Annotated in this window: 23 protein-coding genes and 1 tRNA gene; 4 read left to right on the plus strand and 20 right to left on the minus strand. The window is 70.2% G+C overall.

All coding sequences use genetic code 11. The features are described from left to right. Position 1: 1 nt before the first annotated feature. The 8 genes from BLV63_RS14015 to BLV63_RS14050 form a co-directional block, all read right to left on the minus strand. Entirely contained in the window at positions 2 to 1,510 is a 1,509-nt protein-coding gene (locus BLV63_RS14015) for a sugar transferase (RefSeq protein WP_169795536.1), read from the minus strand. A gap of 578 nt (positions 1,511 to 2,088) precedes the next feature. Continuing rightward, positions 2,089 to 4,761 (minus strand): helix-turn-helix transcriptional regulator, encoded by a 2,673-nt coding sequence (locus tag BLV63_RS14020; protein WP_066216813.1) that lies wholly within the window; start codon positions 4,759 to 4,761, stop codon positions 2,089 to 2,091. After that, positions 4,754 to 7,486 carry a helix-turn-helix transcriptional regulator gene (locus tag BLV63_RS14025; protein WP_066216810.1) on the minus strand — a complete coding sequence of 911 codons (2,733 nt, stop codon included), beginning with the start codon at positions 7,484 to 7,486 and terminating at the stop codon, positions 4,754 to 4,756. Before BLV63_RS14025 ends, BLV63_RS14020 begins: the two co-directional genes overlap by 8 nt. A 236-nt stretch (positions 7,487 to 7,722) precedes the next feature. Then, positions 7,723 to 8,304 carry an aminoacyl-tRNA hydrolase gene (gene pth / locus BLV63_RS14030; RefSeq protein ID WP_066216807.1) on the minus strand — a complete coding sequence of 194 codons (582 nt, stop codon included), beginning with the start codon at positions 8,302 to 8,304 and terminating at the stop codon, positions 7,723 to 7,725. Positions 8,305 to 8,443: 139 nt separating this feature from the next. Then, entirely contained in the window at positions 8,444 to 9,034 is a 591-nt protein-coding gene (locus BLV63_RS14035) for a 50S ribosomal protein L25/general stress protein Ctc (protein ID WP_066216803.1), read from the minus strand. A gap of 273 nt (positions 9,035 to 9,307) precedes the next feature. Then, on the minus strand, positions 9,308 to 10,288 hold the full coding sequence (locus tag BLV63_RS14040; RefSeq protein WP_066216800.1) for a ribose-phosphate diphosphokinase: 981 nt from the start codon (positions 10,286 to 10,288) through the stop codon (positions 9,308 to 9,310). 2 nt (positions 10,289 to 10,290) lie between these two features. Next, the gene (gene glmU, locus BLV63_RS14045; protein WP_074784324.1) at positions 10,291 to 11,772 is read right to left on the minus strand and encodes a bifunctional UDP-N-acetylglucosamine diphosphorylase/glucosamine-1-phosphate N-acetyltransferase GlmU; all 1,482 of its coding nucleotides are present in this window, start codon (positions 11,770 to 11,772) and stop codon (positions 10,291 to 10,293) included. Positions 11,773 to 11,876: 104 nt separating this feature from the next. Further along, positions 11,877 to 11,948: transfer RNA gene (locus BLV63_RS14050), tRNA-Gln, on the minus strand. Between the two features lie 238 nt (positions 11,949 to 12,186). Between BLV63_RS14050 and BLV63_RS14055 the strand changes: the two genes are divergently transcribed. After that, entirely contained in the window at positions 12,187 to 12,864 is a 678-nt protein-coding gene (locus BLV63_RS14055) for a TetR/AcrR family transcriptional regulator (RefSeq protein ID WP_066216797.1), read from the plus strand. A 5-nt stretch (positions 12,865 to 12,869) separates the two neighbouring features. On the opposite strand, the gene BLV63_RS14060 is transcribed toward BLV63_RS14055, so the two are convergent. Together BLV63_RS14060 and BLV63_RS14065 are read right to left on the minus strand one after the other, a co-directional pair. Further along, positions 12,870 to 13,097, minus strand: coding sequence for a hypothetical protein (locus BLV63_RS14060; protein WP_066216794.1), 228 nt, complete (start codon positions 13,095 to 13,097; stop codon positions 12,870 to 12,872). Positions 13,098 to 13,584: 487 nt separating this feature from the next. Continuing rightward, positions 13,585 to 14,001: a PaaI family thioesterase gene (locus BLV63_RS14065; RefSeq protein WP_066216792.1), complete on the minus strand. Its 417-nt coding sequence runs from the start codon at positions 13,999 to 14,001 to the stop codon at positions 13,585 to 13,587. Between the two features lie 110 nt (positions 14,002 to 14,111). On the opposite strand from BLV63_RS14065, the gene BLV63_RS14070 reads away from it, so the two are divergent. Next, a complete protein-coding gene (locus BLV63_RS14070) occupies positions 14,112 to 14,711 on the plus strand; it encodes a TetR/AcrR family transcriptional regulator (RefSeq protein ID WP_066216789.1) in 600 nt (199 codons plus the stop codon). Positions 14,712 to 14,752: 41 nt separating this feature from the next. Here BLV63_RS14070 and BLV63_RS14075 read toward each other — a convergent pair whose 3' ends face one another. From BLV63_RS14075 to paaA, 10 genes are all read right to left on the minus strand, one after another. Further along, a complete protein-coding gene (locus BLV63_RS14075; RefSeq protein ID WP_066216786.1) occupies positions 14,753 to 15,556 on the minus strand; it encodes an enoyl-CoA hydratase/isomerase family protein in 804 nt (267 codons plus the stop codon). Then, positions 15,553 to 15,942, minus strand: a complete 390-nt coding sequence (gene paaI / locus BLV63_RS14080; RefSeq protein ID WP_217640455.1) for a hydroxyphenylacetyl-CoA thioesterase PaaI — start codon at positions 15,940 to 15,942, stop codon at positions 15,553 to 15,555. The genes BLV63_RS14075 and paaI overlap by 4 nt, the downstream gene beginning before the upstream one ends. Before the next feature lie 44 nt (positions 15,943 to 15,986). Continuing rightward, positions 15,987 to 16,814: a 3-hydroxyacyl-CoA dehydrogenase family protein gene (locus BLV63_RS14085; RefSeq protein ID WP_066216778.1), complete on the minus strand. Its 828-nt coding sequence runs from the start codon at positions 16,812 to 16,814 to the stop codon at positions 15,987 to 15,989. Continuing rightward, complete coding sequence (locus BLV63_RS14090) at positions 16,811 to 17,569, minus strand: enoyl-CoA hydratase/isomerase family protein (protein ID WP_066216775.1); 759 nt, start codon at positions 17,567 to 17,569, stop codon at positions 16,811 to 16,813. The genes BLV63_RS14085 and BLV63_RS14090 overlap by 4 nt, the downstream gene beginning before the upstream one ends. After that, the gene (locus tag BLV63_RS14095) at positions 17,566 to 18,732 is read right to left on the minus strand and encodes a thiolase family protein (RefSeq protein WP_066216773.1); all 1,167 of its coding nucleotides are present in this window, start codon (positions 18,730 to 18,732) and stop codon (positions 17,566 to 17,568) included. Before BLV63_RS14095 ends, BLV63_RS14090 begins: the two co-directional genes overlap by 4 nt. A 64-nt stretch (positions 18,733 to 18,796) precedes the next feature. Beyond that, positions 18,797 to 19,882, minus strand: coding sequence for a 1,2-phenylacetyl-CoA epoxidase subunit PaaE (gene paaE, locus BLV63_RS14100; protein ID WP_066216770.1), 1,086 nt, complete (start codon positions 19,880 to 19,882; stop codon positions 18,797 to 18,799). A 1-nt stretch (position 19,883) separates the two neighbouring features. Continuing rightward, a complete protein-coding gene (gene paaD / locus BLV63_RS14105; RefSeq protein WP_217640456.1) occupies positions 19,884 to 20,384 on the minus strand; it encodes a 1,2-phenylacetyl-CoA epoxidase subunit PaaD in 501 nt (166 codons plus the stop codon). Positions 20,385 to 20,389: 5 nt separating this feature from the next. After that, the gene (paaC, locus tag BLV63_RS14110) at positions 20,390 to 21,325 is read right to left on the minus strand and encodes a 1,2-phenylacetyl-CoA epoxidase subunit PaaC (protein ID WP_066216767.1); all 936 of its coding nucleotides are present in this window, start codon (positions 21,323 to 21,325) and stop codon (positions 20,390 to 20,392) included. Positions 21,326 to 21,342: 17 nt separating this feature from the next. Beyond that, positions 21,343 to 21,639, minus strand: a complete 297-nt coding sequence (gene paaB / locus BLV63_RS14115; protein WP_066216764.1) for a 1,2-phenylacetyl-CoA epoxidase subunit PaaB — start codon at positions 21,637 to 21,639, stop codon at positions 21,343 to 21,345. Then, positions 21,636 to 22,619 carry a 1,2-phenylacetyl-CoA epoxidase subunit PaaA gene (paaA, locus tag BLV63_RS14120; protein WP_066216761.1) on the minus strand — a complete coding sequence of 328 codons (984 nt, stop codon included), beginning with the start codon at positions 22,617 to 22,619 and terminating at the stop codon, positions 21,636 to 21,638. The genes paaB and paaA overlap by 4 nt, the downstream gene beginning before the upstream one ends. A gap of 141 nt (positions 22,620 to 22,760) precedes the next feature. On the opposite strand from paaA, the gene paaZ reads away from it, so the two are divergent. Together paaZ and BLV63_RS14130 are read left to right on the plus strand one after the other, a co-directional pair. Next, entirely contained in the window at positions 22,761 to 24,806 is a 2,046-nt protein-coding gene (gene paaZ / locus BLV63_RS14125; protein WP_066216758.1) for a phenylacetic acid degradation bifunctional protein PaaZ, read from the plus strand. A gap of 25 nt (positions 24,807 to 24,831) precedes the next feature. Further along, on the plus strand, positions 24,832 to 25,542 hold the full coding sequence (locus tag BLV63_RS14130; RefSeq protein WP_074784327.1) for a TetR/AcrR family transcriptional regulator: 711 nt from the start codon (positions 24,832 to 24,834) through the stop codon (positions 25,540 to 25,542). The last annotated feature ends 30 nt before the right edge of the window (positions 25,543 to 25,572 follow it).

The following is a 25,572-nucleotide window of genomic DNA, read 5'->3' on the forward strand; positions in this document are numbered from 1 at the left end:
GTCAGTACGCACCTTCCGCTGAGACCATGGCTTTCGCGGTTCGCCACATGATCATGAGATCGCCCATGAGCGACCAGTTCTCGACGTAGTAGAGGTCAAGCCGGACCGATTCCTGCCACGACAGATTGGACCGTCCGCTGATCTGCCACAGCCCGGTGATCCCGGGTTTGATGAGGAGCCGGCGGTGTGCGGGCTGCTCATAGGCCTCGACCTCCCGGCGGAGCGGCGGACGGGGTCCGACCAGGCTCATCTCGCCGGTCAGCACGTTGAACAGCTGGGGCAGCTCGTCCAGCGAGTAGCGGCGCATCCACTTCCCGCACCGGGTGACCCGGGGGTCGTCGTGCAGTTTGAAGAGGGGTCCTGAGCCCTGGTTCCCGCCGCTCAGCTCCGCGAGGCGGAGGTCGGCGTCGGTGGTCATGGACCGGAACTTGTGCATCCGGAACGTGGTGCCGTTGCGGCCGATCCGCTCCTGCGAGTAGAAGACCGGGCCGGACGAATCCGCCTTCACCACCACGGCGAGGAGCAGGAGGACCGGCGCCAGGATCACGAGCGCCAGGATGCCGACCGTGAGGTCCACGAGGCGTTTGAGGAGGTGGCGGGTTCCGGTGAACTGCGGCAGCTCCACGTGCATGAGAGGCATGCCCTCGACGGGACGGTAGTGGACGCGCGGTCCGGCGATGTCCGTCAGGCGTGAGGCCAGGACCAGCTCGGTGGAGAGGTCCTCGAGCCGCCAGCCGAGTTCGCGGAGGCGATGCGAGCCGCCCGGGAGCGTGCCCGCCACGATCACGATGCTCGCTCCTGCGCGGCGGACGAGCTCTTCGATGTCGTCCAGGGTGGACATCACGGGGATGCGGTACCAGGGCTTGCCGTACGAGGCTTTCCTCGGCAGCGAGTTGAGCGCCACCCCGGCCACCCGGTACCCGACGGCGGGATTGTCCTGGAGCTGCAGGATCACCGATTCGACGTCCTTGGTGCGTCCGATCACCACCACGTCCTGCAGGTACTCGCCGCGGCGACGGCGGCCGTTGAGATCGCGGCGCCAGAGCCAGCGGGACAGGAGCAGCAGGAGCAGGCCGCACGGGAACGCGGTCAGGAAGAAGCCGCGGAGGACACCGCCCTGCACCACGATCAGCACCGCCGCGGCGAGCACGAAGACGCGGGTCGCGGAGTGGGCCAGCGCCTTGTACTCCGAGGCGCCGAGCCCGAGGACCCGGGCGTCCCGGCTGTGCCCGAACTCCAGGTCCAGGCACCACAGGACGATGATGCCGAGGCTCACCCAGAAGTAGGTGTCCCCGAGTTCCCAGGCGTCGAATCCCCAGCGGAAGGTGTGGGCCAGGAACACGGCGGCCACGATGCACGCCCAGTCGCTGATTCGCAGCTTCCGCCTCAGGCCGCTCTCCCAGGAGGCCGCTCCGGCAGTGGTGACGGTGCGTGCCACCCGGTGGGCGGTGGCGCTCTTCACGACGCCGGCCGGCACGTCGAGCTCCTCCAGCCCGCCGCCTGCGCTCACGCGGCGCGCGGTGGCCCGGTGGGCGGCCGCACGGTTCGCCAGGGCCTGGTGTGCCGACGCCCAAGGGGTGGTGCGCCCTCGGAAGAGTGAGGGGGCCGACGGTGGCAGGGGGGTAGCCTCGGTCTCGGAAGGCTGTTCCACCGCCGACCCCGCATGTGGAGCCCGCGCCTGACGGCCGGGCAGTGTGATCGCACCACCGCTGCTGTCGATGGACCGCACAGGACTGACCCGGGACGGGTTCTCGCCACGATGCGCCACCGGGGATGAAGACCGGGACATTGAGACCTCATTTGTGGTTCTTGAACTGCCCTTTCAGTCAAGTACCCCGGCCGTGCGCAGGCCCGCGGAGCGACTACCTGCATCTGGCTCCGGTCTCCCCGCCACGGTCCCCGGAGGAACTCCGGGATTACCCGAGTAGTGCCCGCACCGGATGCCGTCGGCCCTCCGGTTCCCCGTGGTCCTACCTGATTCCGGACCGCGCGGTCACCGACTACTCAGGTACACCGTGAAGAGCGCGTGGTGGAAGGCAGGGTGTGAGGGCCGTATGTTTCAGGGCCGGCCCGGCCCAGGGCGGCCGATCAGTCCTTGAAGACGTCCGCCAGCTGGCGCCGTGACGAGACGCCGAGCTTCCGGTACGCGCGGCTGAGGTGACCGCCGACCGTCCGGACGGAGAGGTGCAGGAGCGCGGCGATCGTCTCATCCGAGTGTCCGTCCCGCGCCAGCCTGGCGATCTCCTGCTCACGTCCCGTGAGTCTCGGGGCCCCCGGTTCGTCCGGCATCCCGCCGTCACCGGACAGCTCGGCCACAGTGCTGAGCGCCTGGCGGGCGTGGTGGGCCGTGACGCCGTCGCCGTTCCGCCGTGCAGTGTCCGCCGCCGTCCGGTACAGGGACCGCGCGAGCGCCGTATGGCCGCGCACGTCGAGTGAACGGCCCGCCTCGAGGATCTGCTGGGCGTCCGGGACCTGGGCCGCCTCCAGGAAGCGGGCCATCGCCTCCGCCCAAGGACCGGTGAGCCCGGGGATGATGGCTTCCAGCCGCTCGCGTGCGCCGGGATGTCCGAGACCCAGCAGCATGGACCAGGCCGGCGCCGCCAGACCGAGGAAACCCGCCCGCGCCATGGTCTCGGCCGTGTCGGCCATGGCCGCCGCGCCGGGTCCGTCGGGGTCGAGCTCCGCGTCCCCGCACGCCAGCATCAGCGACGACATGACTTGGCCGTAATAGAAGGTGCAGCCGGGTTCGTAGCTCTCCCGCAGCTCACGGGCCAGCTCGACCCGGCCCGTCTTGGCCGCCGCCATGTACGCCTGCGCCACGAAGAAGCCGCGCAGCCGCTGGGGATCGTTGATCTTCAGGTTCTCCAGGCCGGCCAGCAGGGGCTCCAGGCTCGCGGCGTACTCCCCCTGCAGCCCGAGATTGGCGCCCGTGATCAGGCTCGTCCCACCGCCGAACGCCATCGCGGCGCCCGTGGCGTCGATCCGGGTCAGCGCCACCAGTTCCAGCGCGGCCTGCGGGCTCCCGGCGGCGAGGGACACCATGAGTGCCGTGACGATCACGGTCTCCGGCAGGAAGAACACGTCGAGGCTCTCGTCGTGCCGGAGCGCGAAGGCCTCCCCGGCACGACGCAGCGCCGCCTCGGAATCGCCCAGGACCGTGAGGCGCTCCGCATCGAGGGACAGGGCCAGGGTCCGGTCGATCAGGGCCTGCGGCGAGTCGTCCCCCGCGGTGGCGTCGAGGAGGGATCCGATCAGTCCCTCCATCGCTGACAGGTGGCCCTGCTGGTTGGCCGCCAGGGCGTCCAGCACCACGGCGCGCCGCCGGAGCGCCGCGCAGGTGGCGCCGCCGTCGTCGTCGTCCCCGTCCTCCGTGGCGGCCAGCGCACGGAGCCTCCGCGCCTGCCCGCTGATGCCCGACGACGGCAGCCCGGCGGCGATGGTGGTGGCCGCCTCCAGGAGGGACACCCGCAGCTGGGCCACCTGATCGGCCAGGAGCCAGGGCGCGGCGAGACGCTCCCGGATCCGCCGGTACTCGCCCTCGTTGAAGTCCAGCCGGGCCCTCACCGCCTCCGTCCACGCCGCGTGGGCCGTTGCGGGCACGGCGCCCAGGAACCTCTCGGCCAGGTCCGCGTCGAAGTGCTTGCACGCCAGGGTGGCCGCACGCAGCAGCTGCTCCGGTGGCACGGACATCCCGGAGTCGAGCAGCCAGCGGGTCCGCTGGAGGAGCACGAGGGGCACGTCCACGTCACCCTCGAGGTTCTCCAGGTCCTCCAGGATCGCGCGGCTCAGACTGTGCGGGATCAGGGAGCGGACCACCTCCCCGTACACCGGGTTGGTCATCCGGACCCGTTCGGGGTCGCCGTCCTCGCAGCGGACGAACCCTTCGTCCAGAAGGGTCTGCAGGGCCTCCGTGCCGAAGCGGGCCTCGAGCACCTCGAGCCGGAGGGTGCCGCCCAGCGCCACGGCATTGAGTGCGTGATGCGATTGCAGGCTCAGGCTGGCGAGCCGTTCCTCGACGATCGCGTGCAGCCCCTCGCCGGACCACGGCTCCTTGGCGGTGGCCACCCACACCTCGCGCCGCAGCGCGATGCCCCCGTTGCGGCGGGCCTCGGAGAGCAGGAGATGCAGGAGCATGGGACTCCCGCCCGAGTCCTGCCAGAGCTTCCACTCCAGACCGGGCAGCAGCGGCGCGCCCAGAGCCTCCCGGGCGTAGCTGCGCGTGCGCTCGCGGTCGAGCGGTTCGAGGCCCACCTCCTCGGCCAGGCCCATTCCCCAGAGTTCGCTGAGGGGCCCGGACAGAGGGCGCCGGGCGTCATAGGACGCCACGAGGGCAATGTCCCCCTCCATCACCAGGGAGGCGAAGAGGTCGCTGCTCGCAGGGTCCAGGGAGTCCGCCTCATCCACGACCACCACGGGAGGCGGCCCGTCCGAGTCCCCGCCCAAAGCCTGGCGTTGGGCCCGGAAGTGCGCCCGGAGCACCTTGAGGGCAGGGGTGGGGTTGAGCGACAGGGCGCCCAGGGAGTCCATGCCGCGCAGCACGGCGAGCACCCCGTAGTTGACGAGGGTGAGGGCGGGCGTGCCGTGCAGCGAGAGCACGGGGCGCGTGGCGGAGAGGGTTCCGAAGAGCCGGCGCAGCAGCGTGGTGACGCCCATGCCGGGTGCGGCGGCCACGAAGACGGCGGGCACCTCGTCGGCGGTCAGGAGTCTGAGCACCTCCGCCAGTTCCGGTTCCCGGCCGAACGGCCGCGCGATGTCATTCATGATCGGGCGCTGGCTGTCCTGCGGGGGTGGTGTCCGACAAGGCGGCGGACAAGGAGTCGAGTTGCTGTCGCGAGGTCACGCCGAGTTTCGCGAAGGCCTGATAGAGATGGCCCTCCACCGTGCGGACCGAAATGCCGATCCGGCGCGCGATGTCCCGGTTGCCCAGGCCCTGCTCGGCCAGCCGCGCCACCTGCAGTTCCCGGTGGGTGAGATGACCGCCGTGACTGACGGAGACCAGGGTCCGGTTCACGAGCCCGCCGCTCTCGGCCGATTGCAGGTGGGCCCGCGCCGACGCGACCGAGAGACTGCTGGCGTTCTCCTTCGCCAGCTCGAGCGCGACGGCGGCGCACCGGTACTCGACCGCCTGCAGCTGAAGCTTCTCGGCGGCGGTGGCCGCGTGCAGCGCCTCCTGCGGATCACGGTTGAGGACCGCGGACGCCCAGCCCGCGGTGATGGCGCCCATGGCCCCCTGACGTTGCATCCCGGACTCCCGGACCGCCTCGATCTCGCGGTGGTTGTTGTAGTACTTGGCGCCGAACAGACTGAGCGACGCCGCGGTGAGACGTCCCGCGTCAAGGTCCTCGAGACCTGAGCGGACCAGCGTCCGGGCCGCTTCGAGGTCGTTCATCGCGAGGTGGGCCATGTGGACGAAGAACCCGGTCATGAAGCGGTTGGTCCAGCTCATCGCCGTTTCGATCCGGTCCAGTCGGAGGAGCAGGTCCCGGGCGGCATCCTCGTTGCCGGCCGAGGCCTGGGAGAAGGCGAGCGCCGCGAGTGCCACGCACAGGTAGCCGTTGGGCCGCTCCGCCTCCAGCTGTGCGATCGAGGACGCGAGACTCTCGATGGACTGATCGGACTTCCCCGCGAAGCAGTAGGCCAGACCGACGCCGAGTTCCATGACACCGCCGCGGAACATGGCGTCCTGGCCACTGGCCTCCAGAAGCTCCTGAAGTTCATCGACGCACTCCACCCAGCGGCCGCTCCAGATCAGGGCGAGCACGCGCCCTTCGAGGTGGATCTCGCGGACCTTGTAGTCCTGCGGCGCCCGGCGCAGCCGCTCCACGACCTCTCCCGAGAGCCGCACGGCGTCGTCCTCCCGGCCCATCACCGCATGGCACATGACCAGGAAACTGCCGCAGACCAGACGCATCTCCTCGCTGCTCGCGGGCGAGGCCCACACAGCCTCCAGTTCGGGCCCGACGGTGCGGAAGTCCCCGCTGTGGAAGCGGATCTCCAGGCCTGCCAGCAGGAGACGCTCGGCGACGCTGAGGTGACTGCCGTCGCCGGCCGTCCGGGTCCAGCCGGTGCGGTTCTCCTGTTCGAAACGGCTGATGAGCGCCTCCAGCGTGGCGACCTCGTTCCAAGCGGCCTGCTGGTCCCCGAACAGTTCCAGGTGGCACCGCACGCGGGCCTGCTGGACCATCGCCGCGACGGCCAGGGAGCCGGGGCCCGGGGCGACGGCCATGAACGCCTCGACGTCGACCGGGGCGATCACGGCCCACGCCTTCTCGGCTTCGGCCAGGGCGAAGTACGCGGTGGCCAGGAGGAAGCGGGCTTCCACGGCCCGCGGGTCGTCGTCCGGGAAGTCCCGCAGCACCCGCACGGTGAGCAGGGGCCGCGCGTTGGCCAGAGCGTGATCGGCGATGCCCAGACGGAGCCCGGTGTCGAGCTCCTGCCCGGAATCGAGAAGCCATTGTCCCAGCACCAGGAGTTCCGACGATTCGAGCTCCATGAGCGAACCGCCGGCGGCCAGGTTGATCTCGGAGAGCAGCTCCCCACTGGCCTTCTCGTGATTTCCGACCCTGATGGACTCGGCCAGGAAATAGTCCTTCAGGCTCACATGCCGGTCTCTGGAGGTCTCGACGAGCAGGTGCCCGCGTTCTTCGAGTTCCACGAGGGTCTTCACCCCGACCACCGCGGCGGCCAGCCGCCACGGCGCCCGGTGGAGCAGTGCGATCTTGACCAGCGCCTTCTGAAGATCTTCGGGCTCACGCTGGAGGCGCGCCGCCATGAGCCGTGCCACCGGTCCTCGGGGTTCGATGGCCAGAGGATGGGTGGAGATCCAGTGCCCGGACTGGAGTTCGATCCGGCGCTGCTCGACCTGTTCGCCGAACAGGGCCTGCATGGTCAGCGCGGAGCGTCCGTGGTGCTGCAGGAGCGCGCTCAGGGCCGCCTCGGAGATCGGATGTCCGGTGGACTGGAGGATCAGCTGGCGGGATTCGCTCCGGTTGAGCGGCGCCATGCGGTGCTGGACGATCAGCCCGTCCCGGACGAGCCAGCCGAGGCTCGCGTTCACCTCTTTGCCGCGTGGCGCGGTGGCGAGGAGTTTGCTCCGTCCGGAGAGCACCAGGTGCACGATCACGGACAGCGAAGCGCTGTCGATGCGGTGGATGTCGTCCACGAACAACAGGGTGGTGCGCCCCCGGGCCTCTTCGGCGATGGCCTGGCTCAGCGGCGGGATGACTTCGGCGGGCGCCCGGTCGGAACCATCCGGTTCGGTGCTGTCCGGGATACGGTCCAGGTACTTGAGGAACACGCCCAGCGGCTTGCGGCGCAGCGCCTGGGTTCCGGAGAGGATCACCACGTGGATGTCCGGCCGAGACCGGGCGAATTCATAGCCGAGTGAGGATTTGCCGCTGCCTTCGGGACCTTCCAGGAGCATGCCCCGCAGATCGGGGTCCTGGATCATGGCGTCCACCGTGGGGATCAGGCGCCGGTGTGCCACACCGGACCACTTTCTCCGCTCGACCGCGCCGAGAACCTTCCTCCATGTGGAGGGAGCTGCGGACAACGCCAAGGTTGGCGTGTGGGCAGTACCGAATGTACTCACCTTTGACACCTCTCATGAGCAGTCGCCCCCTGAAGACCTGCGACTGACCACGATGCCCCCTGCTCGTTACGTTGAACGATACCAGCGAGCCGGGAGGAGGAGAAGGGACTTGAGGCCCGTATTTCCGGTGTCTACGACGGCGAGTGGAACCTCTGCTGAGCGGCCACCAGACCGGAGCCCACGAGCTCCTCCACGGCGTCCGCGGCGGAGTCCAGGAGGAACGGCAGATCCTTGCGTTCGGTCGCGGTGAAATCCTTGAGCACGTAGTCCGCGGTGTCCATGCGGCCCGGCGGACGGCCCACGCCGACCCGCACGCGCAGGTAGTCCTTGGTGGCCAGGGCCTTGCTGATGTCGCGCAGGCCGTTGTGCCCGCCCTCTCCCCCGCCGAGCTTCAGTTTCACGGTGTTGAAGGGGATGTCGATCTCATCGTGGACGGCGATCACGTGGTCCGGCTCGATCCCGAAGAACCGGCTCAGGGCCGACGTGGCGCCGCCCGAGAGGTTCATGTAGCTCATCGGCTTGGCGAGCAGGAGCTTCGGCCCGCCGATGCCCAGCCGGCCCTCGGCCAGCTGGGCGCGGCTCTTGTGGACGCTGAACCGCGCGCCCATCCGCTGAGCCAGCTCATCCAGGACCATCTGGCCCACGTTGTGCCGGTTGCCCGCATACTGCGCCCCCGGATTGCCCAGTCCGACCACCAGCCATGTTTCGCTCACCGGAATATTTTACGTGCCGACGGCCGGTCCCGGGTCACCACCGGCGGACCGGGACGCCGGGCCGGGGACGCACGAAGGGCCGGACCCCAGGGGGTCCGGCCCTTCTCAGCGAAGATCATCCGGCCGATGGCCGGAAGGATCACTCGGCTTCGGGAGCGGCTTCCTCAGCGGCAGCCTCGTCCTCGGTCTCCACGACGGTGGCCTCGGAGAGGTTGACGACCAGGGTCTCCGGGTCGCTCAGCAGGACGGAACCCTTCGGCAGGACGAGGTCGGAGGCGTGCACGTGCGCGCCGGCCTCGCGGCCCTCGATGTCGAACTCGATGGCGTTGGGCACGTGGGTGGCCTCGGCCTCGACGGAGACGGTGGTGGCTTCCTGGTTGGCGACGACACCCGGAGCGGCTTCACCGGTGACGTGAACGGGAACGTCCACGGCGACCTTCTCGCCCTTCTTCACGGTCAGCAGGTCGATGTGCTCGATGATCTGCTTGATCGGGTCGCGCTGGATGTCCTTGACGATGGTCAGGTGCTCGGCACCGTCGATCACGAGGTTCAGCAGGGCGTTCGGGGTGCGGACGGCGAGGGTGGTCTCGCGGCCCGGCAGGTTGACGTGCACGGGCTCTGCGCCGTGACCGTAGATGACGGCGGGGATCTTGCCGGCGGCGCGGGCGCGGCGGGCGTAGCCCTTGCCGAATTCGGTGCGCAGTTCGGTATCGAGCTTGGTCTCAGACATCTGAGGCTCCTCTCAGTAGTCGGCCGACGGCATTCCTCCGGGGAGGACAGGCCGGGCCTGATGGGCGGCGGGACAAGTCCGGCCACCCGGCGGCCATGAGGCCGGCCTGGGAGCCCAGGACCCAGTCGATCACGGAACCGGAGAATCGGTTCCCTCGCCAAGGTGACGGTCCAGCTTATCAGGACACCGGCCGGACGCGGAAAACGAACGGACCCACGGAAATTTCCGTGGGTCAGCGACGAAACCGTGGGTCCGGACGCCGAAAGGCGAGGATCAGGCCTTGCCGTCGAAGAGGCTGGTGACCGAGCCGTCGTCGAACACTTCGCGGATGGCGCGGGCGATCAGCGGAGCGATGGACAGCACCGTGAGGTTCGGGAAGCGCTTCTCGGCCGGGATCGGCAGGGTGTTAGTCACCACGACCTCGCGGGCGCCGGACTCGGCGAGACGCTGGGAGGCCGGCTCGGACAGCACGGCGTGGGTGCACGCGATGATGACGTCCTTGGCGCCGGCGTTCTTCAGCACCTGGACGGCGCCGGAGATCGTTCCACCGGTGTCGATCATGTCGTCGATCAGGACGCAGGTGCGGCCTTCGACCTGTCCCACCACGGTCTTGGAGACGGCCTGGTTCGGGACGGTGAGGTCGCGGCTCTTGTGCACGAAGGCCAGCGGGGCGCCACCCAGGCGCTCGGCCCACTGCTCGGCGACGCGCACGCGGCCCGTGTCCGGGGAGACGACGGTGATGTTGTCGGCCTCGACCTTGGTGCGGATGTAGTCGGCCAGGAGCGGGATGGCCATGAGGTGGTCCACGGGGCCGTCGAAGAAGCCCTGGATCTGGCTCGTGTGCAGGTCCACGCTCATGATGCGGTCCGCGCCGGCGGTCTTGTAGAGGTCGGCCACCAGACGGGCGGAGATGGGCTCGCGGCCACGGCCCTTCTTGTCCTGGCGGGCGTACGGGTAGAACGGGGACACCACGGTGATGCGCTTGGCGGAGGCGCGCTTGAGCGAATCGATGAGGATCAACTGCTCCATGAGCCAGTTGTTCATGGGAGCCGGGTGCGACTGGATCACGAAGGCGTCGGTGCCGCGCACGCTCTCGGCCGGGCGGACGTACAGCTCACCATTGGCGAAGTCATAGGCGTCCACGGGAAGAAGGGAGGTGCCGAGCTCGCTGGCGATCTCCTGTGCCAGCTCCGGGTGGGCCCGTCCGCTCGCCAGGACCAGTTTCTTCTCGCCGTGCGCGGTGATTGCGGACATGATTATTCGCCTTCTGTTGTGGGGTCGCTCTGGGTGGAAGTCTGTGCGTCCACGGCGGCCTGCGCAAGTTGCGCGGAAATGCTACCGGGCCGGTTGGCGATCACCCATTCCTGGGCATTGCGCTGAGGTGAGGCGTTGATGGCGAGCGCGCCGGCCGGGACGTCCTTGCGGATGACCGCGCCGGCTCCCGAGTAGGCGCCGTCCCCGACGGTGACGGGGGCCACGAAGACCGTGTTGGAGCCGGTCCGGACGCCCGAGCCGATCACCGTGCGGTGCTTCTTCTCGCCGTCGTAGTTGGCCGTGATGTTGCCGCAGCCGATGTTGGTGTCCTCGCCGATCTCGGCGTCCCCGGCGTAGCCGAGGTGGGACAGCTTGGAGCCGGCGCCGATCGTGACGTTCTTGGTCTCGTAGAACGCCCCGATCTTGCCCTTCTCCCCCAGGACGGTGCCCGGGCGGAGGTAGGTGAAGGGGCCCACCGAGGAGCCGGCCTTGATCTCCGAGCCGGAGCCGTGCGTGCGGGTGACCTTGGCGCCTTCGCCGATGATCACATCGGTGAGCGTGGAGTCCGGGCCGACGACGGCGTCGCGCGCCACCCGGGTGCTGCCGTGCAGCTGCGTGTTGGGCAGGAGGGTCACGTCCTCCTCCAGCTCGACGGTGCCGTCGATCCAGGTGGTGCTGGGGTCGACGACGGTCACGCCGGCGCGCATCCAGGCCTCGACCGTGCGGCGGTTCAGCTCCGCGCCGAGGGCGGCGAGCTGGACGCGGTCGTTGGCGCCCTCCACCTGCCAGCGGTCCTCGGTCACGACGGCGGCCACGCGGCCTCCGCGGGAGCGGGCGATGGCCAGCACGTCCGTCAGATACTTCTCGCCCTGAGCGTTGTCAGTGGTGACCTCGCCGAGGGCCTCGCGCAGCACGGCGGCGTCGAAGGCGTAGATGCCGGAGTTGATCTCGCGGATGGCCCGTTCCTCGTCGCTGGCGTCCTTGTGCTCGCGGATGCCCAGCACGGAGCCGTCCTCGGCGCGCAGGATGCGGCCGTATCCTGCGGCGTCGTCCAGCACGGTGGTCAGCACCGTGACGGCGTTGTCCTGTTCCTGGTGGGCGGCGAGGAGTTCACCGAGCATGACGGAGGTGAGCAGGGGGACGTCGCCGTAGGTGACGATCACGGTGCCCTCGACAGCACCCGTGGCGTCCAGGGCTGCCAGGCCCTGCTCGACGGCACGGCCGGTGCCCGGGACCTCATCCTGGTCCACGATCAGGGCGTCCGGGGCGATCTCGGCGATGTGGCCGGCCACGAGGTCGCGCTGGTGGCGGACCAGGACGGCCAGACGTTCGGGGTCGATCCCCCAGGCGGCGTCGAGGGCGTGGCCCACCATGGACTTGCCGCCGATGCGGTGCAGGATCTTGGGGGTGCGGGACTTCATCCGGGTGCCGGCGCCAGCCGCCAGGACGATGACTGCGGCGGCGCGGTTCTCGGCATTGCTCACGGATGGAACTCCTCATCTGCGATTCTGACTCGCGGTGTCAGGATGCGCCCGGACTGGCGACCGGGCTGGTCAGTCATCCACCGGGCTCACGCCGTGGGATGCCGTTCCGCCCATAGGATTCGAACCTATACTCCAAGGCTCCAAAGGCCTGGGTGCTGCCGTTACACCAGAGCGGACCGTGCCGGAAAGGCCGGGGCCAAGGCCGGACACAAAAGTCCATTCTGCCACGCGGACAGCCGAGGTGCGAGCTGAGCGGAGGCCGTCCGGAAGCCGGGCCGGACCCGCCCCCGGGGCGGTGCGGCGTGCGCCACACGGCGCGCAGACGAACCGGGTAGGGCATGATGGAGCGGTGACTTCGGGGAGAAACGAGTGCCGGTGACGACCAGTGGACGGACCGGTCCCCGGCGCACCCGGATGGCCGCGGTCGAGCGGCGAGCGCAGCTGACCTCGGTGGCCCGCGCACTCTTCTCCGAGAAGGGTCTCGGCGGCACCAGCATCGAGGAGATCGCGGCGGCCGCCGGCGTCTCCAAGCCCGTGGTCTACGAGCACTTCGGCGCGAAGGAGCGGCTCTACGCCGCCGTCGTCGAGGAGGAGTCGGCCGCGCTGCTGCGGGATATCACGGAGGCCCTGGCCGAACCGGCGCCGGCCCGCATCCTGCTGGAGCGCGCGGCGCTGGCCCTCCTCGGCTACATCGAGGGGCACACGCAGGGGTTCCGGATCCTGGTCCGGGACGCGCCGCCGTCGGACTCGACAGGCTCCACTGCGAGCTATTCCACGATTCTCGGAGCCATCACCCGGCGCGTGACCCACATCCTCGCCGCCGAGTTCGCCCAGCGCGGCTATGCCGAGCGCGACGCCGCCCTCTATGCGCAGATGCTCGTGGGCATGGTGGCTTCGACCGGCCAGTGGTGGCTGGACGCCCGCACCGCGGCGGCCGGACCGGGCGCTCTCCCGGCGCCGGGCAAGGACGAGGTCGCCGCGCACATCGTGAACCTCGCGTGGAACGGGCTCACGCGGCTGTCGGCGGAGCCGGGGCTGAGAGTGCGACGGCGGGAACTGCCGGCGAGCGACGACGGCCCCGCCGCTCAGTGACTCAGTCAGGCGATGTGAAGGCTGCCGCCGCTGAAGTAGCGAGAATGCGTCACCTTGATCTCATCCAAGGACCGGGCATTGAGTGACACGATTTCGACGTCGGAATCTGTCCGTCGAGCTTCGAGTTCCAGACGGCGTTTCAGGGCCTTGCGGGAGCCGTCTCGTCCTTCAAAGGTCTCGAGATCCTCCAGTTCACCGCTCTTGCGGTTGTACTGGATCACGAATCCAGACATCAGACACTCCTTCCCTAACGCGTGCGGCCTTCCTGGAGCTTGTCCAGTGCCTCTTGGCTCTTCGCCAAACCATTGCGGAATCCCTGTTCCAATTGAGAAAATTCTACCGCCATCGCGTCCAGCTCGGCCTTGTCTATCTGACTAGCGGCACCGCGGTCAGCCAAACGCCGGTAGTCCTCCCCAGCCCCATCAACCGTTCCTGGACCGCGGCCGCCAAATCGTTGTATCACAGCACGACGTCTCCATAACGTGGCTCCCTCTCAGAGGGAACTGTGCCGTCACGCAGACAAGTGCCGAGCCGGCCGAGCGCCTTCACCGACCATGGCAACGGTTTCAGATCCATCACGGCGCACCTTTCTTTTGGAGTCTTCTCTCACGAAGTCCTCAGGGCTCAGCCAACCAGCGTTGACTGTAAAGATCCCTGTCGTCACATCGAACTGAACCGAGGCCTGACGAAGATGCCGCGCCACGAGCGTGGCCCCGCCGCTCAGTGATCCTTGGGGTCCATCAGCATGTTCGTGATGCGGGCCGTCGCGAGCAGGCGGCCTTCGCCATCCGTGATCACCACCTGGTACGTCGCGATCCGTGAGCCGGCGTGCAGCGGAGTGGCGGTGGCGACGATGTCGCCGTCGCGGGCGCCGCGGTGGTGCGTGATGTTCAGATCCACGCCCACGCAGACCTTGCCCCGGAGGCTCGCGTGGATCATCCCGGCCCAGGATCCGGTGGCCTCGGCCAGGGCCGCACTCGCCCCGCCGTGCAGCCGGCCCAGGGACTGGGTGTTGCCCGCGACCGGCATGGTGGTCACCACACGCTCCGCCGACTGTTCGAGCACCCGGATCCCGAGCTTCTCATCCAGCTCCCCCAGATGAATCGTCCACGGCTCACGCCGTTCGTCCGCGCTCATGCCGCTCCGCCTTCCTCACGCCGGTGTCCCGGACTGCTAGATTTCAAGGACTTGCCGACCGGTCGTTCACGCCGCACCCGCCGTGGCCCCGCACCCTTCGAGGAGACACTATGACAGCCGAGGCCACCCCCCGCCGCGGACGCCCGGGATACGACCGGGCGCAGGTGCTGCGCATCGCCGTCGAACTCTTCAATGAGCAGGGCTACGACGCCACGTCCGTCGCGGATCTCGCCCAGCGTCTGGGCCTTTCCAAGTCGGCGCTCTACCACCACTTCGACTCCAAGGAGCAGCTCCTGAGCCTCGCCCTGGAGGACGCGCTCACCGGCCTCGAAGCCGATCTGGAGGACGCCGTGCGCCGGGGCGGGTCCGCCGCGGAATCCCTGAACCTGCTGATCAGGGCCGCCGTGCTGACCCTCACCCGTCAGCAGCCGCAGGTGACGCTGCTGCTGCGCCTCCGGGGGAACAGCCCCGTGGAACTCGCGGCCCTTGAACGGCGCCGCGCCTTCGACGCCCGCGTCACCGCTCTGGTCCGGGAGGCGCAGGCCGACGGGCAGCTGCGCGCCGACCTCGACGCCGGGATCGCCACCCGCCTGATCTTCGGCATGGTCAACTCGGTCGCCGAGTGGTACCGCCCGGGCGGGAGCATCGAGCCGGAACAGCTGGGCCGCGAAGTCATCGCCATCGCCCTCGACGGGCTGCGGCCGCGCTGAGAGCCGCCCCTGACACGACAGCGGCCCCTCCACGCCGCCGCTCATGCGCCCGTGAAGACGGGCCGTTCCCGGGCGAGGAACGCCGCCAGGGCGCCGGCATGGTCGCGCGTCGACCCACAGCGGGCCTGGGCCACCGCTTCGGCCTCCAGCGCGGCGTCGAGATCGGCCCCGGAATTCTCCAGCAGGAGCCGTTTCGTCTCAGCGAACGCCAGCGTGGGCCCGGCCGCCAGGGCTGCGGCCAGTTCGCGGGCCCGGTCCAGGACCGCACCCGGCCCCGCCTCGGCGTCGACCGTCTCCCCCGCGATGCCCCAGGCGATCCCCTCCTCGGCGGTGAAGACCTGCGGGAACAGCATGAGCTCGCGGGTCCGCGCGTCCCCGACGGCGCGGGGCAGGGTGAAGGACAGCCCGGAGTCGAACGTCAGCCCGATCCCGCTGAACGCCGTGCCGAGCTTCACCCCGGCCGCGAACACCCGGTGGTCGGCCGCGAGGGCGAGCCCCAGGCCCGCCCCCACGCAGGTTCCGGCCACGGCCGCGATGACGGGCTTCGGCATGGCGAGGAGTGAGCGGATGATCGGCGAATAGTGCTCCCGGACCGTGGCGAACGCGGCGTCGCCTCCCCCGCGCAGAGCCTCGGCGTGCTCGGCCAGGTCCTGCCCGACCGAGAACGCCGGCCCCTCGGCCGCGAGCACCACGGCGCGCACCCCGCCGTCGTCGGCCACGTCCGCGAGCGCGTCGCGCAGGGCCGTCTTGAGCTCCACGGTGAGCGCGTTGCGCTTCTCCGGGAGGTTCAGCGTCACGACGGCGACGCCGCCCTCCCGCTCGATCCGCACGGGTCCGGTGGTCATGGGGTCTCCTCGAGGATCGGGCGGCCGAGCGACCGGCTGCGGCCGCGGAACAAGGCGACGACGGTGTCCCCGCGTCGCACGGTCACGTCGTAGATCCCGGAGCGTCCGCGCAGCACGACCTCCCGGCCGTCGGCCCGCAGCACGTCACCGAGGTGCGCGGCCTCCAGGAAATCGATCTCGAAACCGGCGGCCACGGTCACCACGTTGCGGGTGTTGCACGAGAACGCGAAGGTGCTGTCCGCCAGGGTCGAGATGAACCCGCCGTGACAGATGCCGTGGCCGTTGACCATGCCCGCGCGGACCGTCATGGAGAGGACCGCGCGGCCGGGCTCCACCCGTTCCAGGGTCATCCCGAGCCCCTTACTGGCCCGATCGGTGCTCCACATGGCGTCAGCGCACGCGCGCGCCAGCCGTTGGTCGTCCAGGAGCGTCACCATGAGTAGAACCCCTGTCCGCTCTTGCGTCCGAGCTCCCCGGTGGCCACCTTGTCCCGCAGCACCTGCGGCGGGGCGAACCGCGGCCCGAGTTCCCGCTCGAGGTGCTCCGCGATGTTGAGCCGCACGTCGAGGCCCACGATGTCGGTGGTCTTCAGCGGCCCCACCGGATGGCGGTAGCCGAGGGTCATGGCGGTGTCGATGTCCTCGGCACTGGCCACGCCCTCCTCCAGCAGGCGCATCGCCTCGAGGGCGAGGGCCACACCGAGCCGGCTGCTCGCGAAGCCGGGGGCGTCCTGCACGGTGATGGCGGTCTTGCCGAGACCGGTCACCCAGCCGCGGGCCTCCTCGACCAGGGCCGGTGGAGTCTGCTCACCCACCACCACTTCCACGAGGTCGCTGACGGGCACCGGGTTGAAGAAGTGCAGGCCGATCAGCCGGGACGGGTCCTTGAGCGTCGCAGCGAGCGCGGTGATGGACAGGGAACTGGTGTTGCTGCCGATCACCGCGCCGGGCGCCGACTCCTCGATCTTTGCCAGGACCGCTTCCTTGAGGTCCACCAGCTCCGGCACTGCCTCCACCACCAGACGGCAGCCGGACAGGGCCACGGGGTCGGTGACCACGGTGACGGAACCCGTGGCCTCCGCGCCTTTCTCCGCCGACTTCGCCAGCGACGCCGCGATGCGCTCGCGCGCGGAGGAGGCGGAGGCGTCGTCGTTCTCCACGACCGTCACCGCCGCGCCGGCGAGTGCGAACGCGTGGGCGATCCCGCCGCCCATCCGGCCACCGCCGTAGACGCCCACTGTCTCAGGAACCGTGCTCATTCCTTCTCCTTGCGTCGGTTCAGGAACGCGGTCATCCGGTCCTGTTTCTCCTGGGTCTCGAAGAGGACCGCCTGCGCCACATTGTCGATCAGGGGGTGGGCCTCGCGGGGCGCGTGGAACGCGGCCTTGCTCAGCCGGACCGCCAGCGGCGCCTGCCGGGCGATCCGGTCGGCCAGGCGATGTCCCGCGGCCTCCAGGTCCTCCGGCGCGGCCAGTTCGTTGAGCAGCCGGACCTCTTGCGCCTCCTCGCCCGTCAGGATGCGCCCGGCCAGGAGCACCTCCTTGGCCAACGGCTCGCCGACGAGCTCCCGCAGCCGCCACGCGCCGCCCGCGGCCGCCAGGATGCCGAGACCGGGCTCCGGGTTGCCGATCTTCACGGTGGGCGTGCCGATCCGGAAATCGCAGGCGTAGGCCAGTTCGGCGCCGCCGCCCAGCGCGTATCCGTCGAGCAGGGCGATGGTGGGCATCGGCAGGCGGTGGATGCGGTCGAAGATCCCGGAGTTGATACCGGCCAGGGCATCCGTGAGCCGCCGCTCCCGCAGCTGGGCGATGTCCGCCCCGGCCGCGAAGGTGCCCCCCGAGCCGACGAGCAGCGCGACGCGCGGCTCCCGTTCCAGCAGGGCGCACGCCTCGTGCAGGGCGTCCACCATCGACTGGTCGATCGCGTTGCGGACCTCGGGCCGGTTGAGACGGATCAGGACGCGGTCCTCCTGCTCCTCGATCAGCAGCGGACCGTCCGTCCGCGGCGCGCTCATGCCCGCTCCAGCAGCAGTGCGGAACCCTGCCCGACGCCGACGCACATGGCCGCGAGGCCGCGGCGGCCGCCGTCGTGCTCCAGACGACTGAGCAGCGTCAACGCGATCCGCGCGCCGGAACAGCCCAGCGGATGCCCGAGGGCGATGGCGCCGCCCCAGGCGTTGACCGTCGCCTCGTCCAGGCCCAGCTCCCGGATGCAGGCGAGCGACTGCGAGGCGAACGCCTCGTTCAGCTCGACCGCGTCCAGGTCGTCCACGGTCCACCCGGCACGGTCGAGGATCTTCCGGCTCGCGGGGACCGGCCCGATGCCCATGATGTCGGGGGCGACCCCGGCGTTGGCGCCGCCCACCACGCGGGCGCGCGGCGTCAGACCCTGCGCGAGCGCGAACCGTTCGCTGACGAGCACGACCGCGGCCGCGCCGTCGTTCAGAGAGCTCGAGTTCCCGGCCGTGATCACGCCGCCCGGGCCGTGCAGGGGCCGCAGGGCGGCGAGTTTCTCCGCGGTCGTGTCGGCGCGCGGGCCCTCGTCCTGCGCGAAGTCCCCCACCGGCACGATCTCCGGCGTGAAGAGACCTTCCCGCTGGGCGGCGAGCGCCCGTTCGTGGGAGCGGAGCGCGAACGCGTCCAGTTCCTCACGGCCCAGCGCCCAGCGTTCGGCGACCCGTTCCGCCGTCTGCGGCATGGAGAGGGTGGTGTCCGCGTCGAGGCGCGGGTTGGTGAAGCGCCAGCCGATCGAGGTGTCCCAGCTCTCCCCCGGCTTCGCCCACGCCCGGGACGGCTTCCCCGTGACCCACGGCGCGCGCGTCATGGACTCCACCCCGCCGGCCACGACGACGTCGGCGTCCCCCGCGGCGATCATCTGCCGCGCCGTGGTGATCGCCGTCATCCCGGAGGCGCACAGCCTGTTGACCGTGAAGCCGGGGATGCTGTCCGGAAGTCCCGCCAGCAGGACGGCCATGCGGGCCACGTTCCGGTTGTCCTCGCCGGCCTGGTTCGCGGCGCCCAGGATGACCTCGTCGATGGCCTCCGGATCCACCCCGCTGCGCTCGACGGCGGCGCGCACCGTCAGGGCAGCCAGATCGTCCGGACGCTCACCGGCGAGCGATCCGCCGTACCGGCCGATCGGGGTGCGGACCCCGTCGAGAAGGAAGACCTCGTTCATCGTGCTCCTGTCGTGTTCCGGGTGGTTTCTGGGGCGGCGTGTGCCGGGCCGGCTGTGGGCCGGTTCAGGCGTCGAAGTCCACGGTGAGCTCCTCGCTCACCGGGTAGCTCTGGCAGGTGAGGACGAAGCCCGCCGCGATCTCGGCGGGTTCCAGCGCGTAGTTGCGGACCATGTCCACCTCGCCCCCGCAGAGCTTGGCGCGGCAGGTCCCGCAGACTCCGCCCTTGCACGCGAACGGCAGATCCGTCCGGACCAGCTGCGCCGAGTCCAGCACGGACATGTCGCGCTGCATCGCGGTCGTGGTGGTGCGGCCGTCGAGGACCACGGTCACCTCGCTCGTGACACCCTCGGCGACCCGGTCGGCGTGCCGGAGCTGGGGCGGCGGCTCGTCCACATAGAACAGTTCGAAGTGGATCCGCTCGCGGGGAACGCCGAGTTCTTCGAGCACCTCGCGGGCCTCGGTGAGCATCGCGAACGGCCCGCACAGCCACACGTGGTCCAAGTCCTGGACGGGCACCAGCACGCCGAGAAGCCGGCGGAGGCGTTCGGCGTCGAGCCGTCCGGAGAACAGCTCCACGTCCCGCGGCTCGCGGGACAGGATGTGGATGAGATCCAGCTGCCGCGGATGGGCGTCCTTGAGGTCGGAGAGCTCCTCGGCGAACATCACGGAATTCGTGGTCCGGTTGCCGTAGAGCAGGGTGACCTCCGAATCCGGGTGGGTCAGGATCGTGGCCGCGATGGAGAGCATCGGGGTGATCCCGGACCCGGCCGCGATGCAGAGGTGCCGTCCGGCCTGCAGCGGATCGGCCCGGAAACTCCCGCTCGGAGGCTGCACCTCGACCGTGTCGCCCGGGCGGACCTGGCGCACGAGCCAGGAGGAGAACAGCCCGTCCGGGATCTCCCGCACTCCGATCCGGGGCGCGGCGCCGGCCGGCGAGCAGATCGAGTAGGTCCTCCGGTGCTCCACGCCGTCGATCACCCGGCGGAGCGTCAGCGACTGACCGGCGTCGAAGGCGAACAGCTCCCGCAGCTCCTCCGGCACGGCGAACGTGACGGCGGCGGAATCGTCGGTGAGCGTCTCGACCGAGGAGACCGTGAGCGGGTGGAAGGCCGTGCGGCTTCCCGTGTCCGGGTCGGCGATGAGCGTCATGTCAGATCTCCTTCACGTGGTCGAAGGGCTCCAGGCAGGCCCGGCAGCGGTACATGGCCTTGCAGGCCGTGGAGCCGAATTCGGAGCTGAGCTCGACGTCGGCGCTCCCGCACTGCGGGCAGTGCACCGCGCGGCGGGTGGGCAGGAGGCTGATGGTCACGGGTCCGCTGCGGCGCGGAGCGGTCCCCGGGGGTGAGATCCCGGCTGCGGCGAGCGCCGCACGGCCCTCGGGGGTGATCCAGTCCGTGGTCCACGCCGGTTCGAGGGCCACCCGAACCCGGGCGTCCGGCAAGCCGGCCTCCTGGAACTCGCGCAGCAGATCGTCCCGCATGGCGGCCATGGCCGGGCACCCCGAGTAGGTGGGGGTGATCGCGGCGACCACGGCGCCGTCGTCGTCCACCGCGATGTCCCGCAGCACGCCCAGGTCGATCAGCGTGAGCATGGGCAGCTCGGGGTCCACCACGCGGGCGGCCGCGGCCCAGGCCCGTTCGAGAGTGTCCACGGCGATCACCAGCGTCCCTCCGGGTGGGCGCGGGCCACCACCTGCATCTCGGCGAGCAGCCTGCTGAGCGCCTCGGTGTGCATCCCGTCCCGGCCGAGGCGGCCCTGGACTCCGGCCAGCGTTCCGCCCTGCGGGACCGGCACCCGGGCCGCGTCGAAGACGTGCTCCAGGACCCCCCTCACCTCGGCCTCGACCTCGGAGGGATCGACGCCCGCGCCCGCCGCCGCGAGCGACCGCTCGACGGCGTGCGGGGTGAACAGTTCGCCGGTGAAGGGCCAGAGACCCTGGAGCGCGGCGAGCAGCCGGCTCCGGGACTCGTCCGTGCCCTGCGCCAGGACCAGGAACCACCGGCCCACGTAGTCCCGGTGGTAGCTGAGTTCCTTGACGCCCTTGGCGGCGACCGCGGCCAGCACGGCGTCGCGGCTCCGGCTCAGGCGCTCGAACAGCGCCAGACGCCAGGTGGCGAAGAGCAGCACGCGGACGATGATCTCCGCGAAGTCGCCCGTGGGCAGCTCTGCGAGCCGGACGTTGCGGAAGTGCTGATCGTCGCGGAAGAACGCCAGCCGGTCCTCGTCCGGCACCGGGGAACCTTCGGGCAGCGCCGGGACCATGGCCGGGTCCGCGGCGGCGGCCCGGGCCAGGAGCAGCCGGGACTGGCCGAGGAGGTCGAGCGCGATGTTGGCCAGGGCGATGTCCTCCTCCAGATCCGGGGCGTTGCTGCACCACTCGGAGAGCCGCTGGGAGAAGACGAGGGCGTCGTCGCCGAGCATCAGGCAGTACGCCGCGAGTTCCGCGGGGTCCACGCCGTCCGGCACGGTGGTGTCGACGCCTGCGAGCGGGTCCTCGAAGTCGGTCCCGAACGCCCAGTGGGCATCGTTGACCAGGAGACCGGCGTAGGCGTTGTCATGCTCGCCTTCGGGCTGGATGTGCACGTCGCTCATGAGCTGTCCTCCTCCCCTCACATGTGGGGGACGTTGTCCGGGATGTCGTAGAAGGTGGGATGCCGGTAGGCCTTGTCGCCGCTCGGGGCGAACAGCGGGTCCTTCTCCTCCGGGCTGGAGGCGATGATGTCCGCGGAGGGCACCACCCAGATGCTCACGCCTTCGTTGCGGCGGGTGTAGACGTCCCGCGCGTGGCGCAGGGCCATCTGACCGTCCGGAGCGTGCACGGAGCCGACGTGGACGTGGTTCAGGCCGCGCTTGCCGCGGATGAACACCTCGTAGAGCGGCCATTCGGCGCGGATCTGCTCGGTCATCGCTGTGCCTCCTCGGCCAGGGTCTCCGTGGTCTCCTCGGTGCCGCCGGCCTCCTTGGCGGCGAACGCCAGGGCGGCTTCCCGCACCCAGGCGCCGTCGTCCCAGGCCCGCTTGCGGTGGGCCAGGCGCTGGGCGTTGCAGGGCCCGTCGCCCTTGACCACGGACCAGAACTCGTCCCAGTCGGGCTGGCCGAAGTCATAGTGCCCGCGTTCCTCGTTCCAGCGCAGTTCTTGGTCCGGGAACGTCACGCCGAGCGCCTCGGCCTGCGGAACGGACATGTCCACGAACTTCTGGCGGAGCTCGTCGTTGGTGTGGGTCTTGATGCCCCAGGCCATGGACTGCGCCGTGTTGGGCGACGCGTCGTCCGGCGGCCCGAACATCATGAGCGCCGGCCACCAGAAGCGGTTCACGGACTCCTGGACCATGGCGCGCTGTTCCTCGGTGCCGCGCATCATGGTCATGAGGAGCTCGTAGCCCTGCCGCTGGTGGAAGGACTCCTCCTTGCAGATGCGGATCATGGCGCGGCCGTACGGCCCGAAGGACGTGCGGCAAAGCGGCACCTGATTGCAGATGGCGGCCCCGTCCACGAGCCAGCCGATCGTCCCCACATCGGTGTAGGAGAGCGTCGGGTAGTTGAAGATCGACGAGTACTTCTGCTTGCCGGAGATCAGCAGCTCGGTCAGCTCGTCGCGGGAGATGCCCAGGGTCTCGGCGGCGGAGTACAGGTACAGTCCGTGACCCGCCTCGTCCTGGACCTTGGCCAGCAGGATGGCCTTGCGGCGCAGGGACGGCGCCCGGCCGATCCAGTTCCCCTCCGGCTGCATGCCGATGATCTCCGAGTGGGCGTGCTGGGCGACCTGACGGATCAGGGTCTTCCGGTACGCGTCGGGCATCCAGTCCCGGGGTTCGATCCGGTCCTTGTGGCCCACGATGGCTTCGAATTCCGCCTCAAGCTGCGGCTCGGCGACTGCGGATGACATGGCACCTCCTGGAGGGTTCGCTCTATTTACTGACCGAACATTCTGTACTACTGTGGCACAGGACACACCCCTTGCGCAATGGTCCCGGAAGGGCGGGCGAGGGCACGTCGAGAGCATCGCCGGATCACGAGAGGACCTCCCATGAGCCCATTGCTGGAGAGCTACGCCGCAGGACACTGGTTCCGCGCCGACGACGCCGGGAAGCCGCTGCTGGACGCGGTCACCGGGGAGGAAGTGGCGCGAGTGTCCACCACGGGCCTCGACTACGCCGCGATGGTGCGCCATGCCCGGGACGTCGGCGGACCGGCCGTGCGGCGGCTGACCTTCCACGAACGGGCCCTCCTCCTCAAGGAGCTGGCCCTCCACCTGGGCGGACTCAAGGACGAGTTCTACGCCCTCTCCTTCCGCACCGGCGCCACGAAGCGCGACTCCTTCGTGGACATCGACGGCGGCATCGGCACCCTCTTCTCCTACGCGAGCAAGGGCCGCCGCGAACTGCCCAATGACACGGTGATGCTCGACGGCGGCGTGGAGCCCCTGAGCCGCAACGGCACCTTCGTGGGCCAGCACCTCTACACCTCGCGGACCGGCGTCGCGGTCCAGATCAACGCGTTCAACTTCCCCGTCTGGGGCATGCTCGAAAAGCTCGCCCCCGCGTTCCTGGCCGGTCTGCCGAGCATCGTGAAGCCGGCCAGCCAGACGTCGTACCTGACCGAGGCCGTCGTGCGCCGGATCATCGAATCCGGCATCCTGCCCGAAGGGTCGCTCCAGCTCGTCAGCGGCTCCGCGGGCGACCTCCTCGACCACCTCGGCGAGCAGGACTCCGTGGACTTCACCGGCTCCGCGTCCACCGCCGACCTCCTGCGCCGTCACCCGGCCGTGCTGGAACGCGGCGTCCGGCTGGGCGTGGAGGCCGACTCGCTCAACTGCTCCATCCTGGGCCTGGACGTGACGCCCGACGACCCGGAGTTCGACCTGTTCATCAAGGGGGTCGTGGCGGAGATGACCGTCAAGGCGGGCCAGAAGTGCACCGCGATCCGCCGGGCGATCGTGCCGGAGCCCCTCGCGGACGCCGTCATCCAGGCCCTCAGCGACCGCCTGGCGAAGACCGTGGTCGGGGATCCGGCGAACGAGGCCGTGCGCATGGGCGCCCTGGCCAGCCGCGAGCAGCGCGACGAGGTCCGGAAGGCGATCGACGAGCTGCGGCGCGGGGCCGACGTCGTATTCGGCGATCCGGACCGGGTGGACACCGTCGGCGCCGACGCCGAGGCCGGCGCCTTCCTCTCCCCCGTCCTCCTGAAGGCGCGGGAGGGCGCGAGCGAGCCGCACGACGTCGAGCCCTTCGGTCCCGTGAGCACGGTGCTGACGTACCGGACGACGGAGGAGGCGATCGCGCTGGCGGCGCGCGGCAAGGGCAGTCTCGCGGCGTCGCTCGTGACGCACGATCCGCGGATCGCCCGCGACGTCACCTTGGGTCTCGCGCCCTGGCATGGCCGCGTGCTCGTCCTGGACCGCGACGACGCCGGCGAGTCGACCGGGCACGGCAGCCCCCTCCCGGTGCTGGTCCACGGCGGTCCGGGTCGCGCGGGCGGCGGCGAGGAGCTCGGCGGCATCCGTGGCGTCCTGCACCACATGCAGCGCACCGCCATCCAGGGCTCGCCCGACATGATCACCGCGATCACCGGGCGCTGGACCACCGGTTCCCGGCGCGACGTGGGCGAGGTGCACCCGTTCCGGAAGAGCCTCGCGGAACTGAAGATCGGGGACGGCATCAGCTCGGCGCCCCGCACCGTGACTCTCGCGGACATCGACCACTTCGCCGACTTCACCGGGGACACCTTCTACGCGCACACCGATCCGGAAGCCGCCGCGGCCAACCCGCTGTTCGGCGGGATCGTGGCGCACGGCTACCTTGTGGTGTCGCTGGCGGCCGGCCTCTTCGTGGAGCCGAACCCGGGACCGGTCCTGGCCAACTTCGGCGTGGACCACCTGCGCTTCCTGACGCCGGTCAAGGCCGGGGACTCGATCGCCGTCGACCTCACCGTCAAGCAGATCACCCCGCGCAACTCCGCCGATTACGGCGAGGTCCGCTGGGATGCCGTGGTGCGGAACCAGGACGGCGAGACCGTGGCGACCTACGACGTGCTGACCCTCGTGGCGAAGGAACTCACGCCCGCCGCCGGCTGACGCGGCACCGTGGGAAGATGTTCCGATGCGCACCCAGGACACCCTCGAGGAGAGGACCCAAGAGAAGGGGGCCGCGGACGGGAAACCGGCGGCCCGCGAGCCCTACACCCTAGACCGGCTCCTGGATGTGGCGGTGCGGGTCTTCACGGAGCGCGGCTACGACGGCACGAGCTTCCAGCACCTCTCCCAGGCCTCCGGGCTCTCGAAGTCCTCGATCTACCACCACATCGAGGGCAAGGAACATCTGCTCCGGCTGGGCCTGGAGAGGGCGCTCGAACCACTCATGGCCACGATCGCCGAGCCGGAGGCCACCACCGGCCCGGCGATCGACCGGCTGCGCTTCCTGATCCGCCGGAACATCGAGATCCTCACGGAGCGGCTCCCCTACGTGACGCTCCTCCTCAACGTGCACGGCAACACCGCGACGGAGCGCTGGGCCCTGGAACAGCGGCGGACGTACAACCACGCGGTGGCCGCCGTGGTCCAGGAGGCGATCGACCAGGGTGCCGTGCGGTCCGACGTCGACGCCAAGACGACGGCCCGCCTCGTCTTCGGCATGATCAACTCCGTGCGCGAGTGGTACCGCCTGGAGCGCAACGAGGCCGCCGGGCGGAACGAGAGCGCAGGGTCGAACGACGGCGCCGGCCTCAACGACAGAGCTTTGCAGAACGACGGCGCAGCGCGGCTGGCCGACCAGGTGCTGTCGCTGCTCCTGGACGGCATCCGGACGCGGTGAAGGGGCCGGGCCAGGCGCGATGACCGGCCC

This window comes from Arthrobacter woluwensis, from assembly GCF_900105345.1.
Classification (GTDB): domain Bacteria; phylum Actinomycetota; class Actinomycetes; order Actinomycetales; family Micrococcaceae; genus Arthrobacter_E; species Arthrobacter_E woluwensis.

Excerpts from the sequence above, each read along its gene's own strand:
- BLV63_RS14020 (WP_066216813.1), bottom strand. The coding sequence starts at position 4,761 with ATGAATGACATCGCGCGGCCGTTCGGCCGGGAACCGGAACTGGCGGAG.
- BLV63_RS14035 (WP_066216803.1), bottom strand. The coding sequence starts at position 9,034 with ATGTCTGAGACCAAGCTCGATACCGAACTGCGCACCGAATTCGGCAAG.
- BLV63_RS14040 (WP_066216800.1), bottom strand. The coding sequence starts at position 10,288 with ATGTCCGCAATCACCGCGCACGGCGAGAAGAAACTGGTCCTGGCGAGC.
- BLV63_RS14055 (WP_066216797.1), top strand. The coding sequence starts at position 12,187 with ATGGCCGCGGTCGAGCGGCGAGCGCAGCTGACCTCGGTGGCCCGCGCA.
- BLV63_RS14060 (WP_066216794.1), bottom strand. The coding sequence starts at position 13,097 with ATGTCTGGATTCGTGATCCAGTACAACCGCAAGAGCGGTGAACTGGAG.
- BLV63_RS14065 (WP_066216792.1), bottom strand. The coding sequence starts at position 14,001 with ATGAGCGCGGACGAACGGCGTGAGCCGTGGACGATTCATCTGGGGGAG.
- BLV63_RS14070 (WP_066216789.1), top strand. The coding sequence starts at position 14,112 with ATGACAGCCGAGGCCACCCCCCGCCGCGGACGCCCGGGATACGACCGG.
- BLV63_RS14075 (WP_066216786.1), bottom strand. The coding sequence starts at position 15,556 with ATGACCACCGGACCCGTGCGGATCGAGCGGGAGGGCGGCGTCGCCGTC.
- paaI (WP_217640455.1), bottom strand. The coding sequence starts at position 15,942 with ATGTGGAGCACCGATCGGGCCAGTAAGGGGCTCGGGATGACCCTGGAA.
- BLV63_RS14085 (WP_066216778.1), bottom strand. The coding sequence starts at position 16,814 with ATGAGCACGGTTCCTGAGACAGTGGGCGTCTACGGCGGTGGCCGGATG.
- BLV63_RS14090 (WP_066216775.1), bottom strand. The coding sequence starts at position 17,569 with ATGAGCGCGCCGCGGACGGACGGTCCGCTGCTGATCGAGGAGCAGGAG.
- BLV63_RS14095 (WP_066216773.1), bottom strand. The coding sequence starts at position 18,732 with ATGAACGAGGTCTTCCTTCTCGACGGGGTCCGCACCCCGATCGGCCGG.
- paaE (WP_066216770.1), bottom strand. The coding sequence starts at position 19,882 with ATGACGCTCATCGCCGACCCGGACACGGGAAGCCGCACGGCCTTCCAC.
- paaC (WP_066216767.1), bottom strand. The coding sequence starts at position 21,325 with ATGAGCGACGTGCACATCCAGCCCGAAGGCGAGCATGACAACGCCTAC.
- paaB (WP_066216764.1), bottom strand. The coding sequence starts at position 21,639 with ATGACCGAGCAGATCCGCGCCGAATGGCCGCTCTACGAGGTGTTCATC.
- paaA (WP_066216761.1), bottom strand. The coding sequence starts at position 22,619 with ATGTCATCCGCAGTCGCCGAGCCGCAGCTTGAGGCGGAATTCGAAGCC.
- paaZ (WP_066216758.1), top strand. The coding sequence starts at position 22,761 with ATGAGCCCATTGCTGGAGAGCTACGCCGCAGGACACTGGTTCCGCGCC.
- BLV63_RS14130 (WP_074784327.1), top strand. The coding sequence starts at position 24,832 with ATGCGCACCCAGGACACCCTCGAGGAGAGGACCCAAGAGAAGGGGGCC.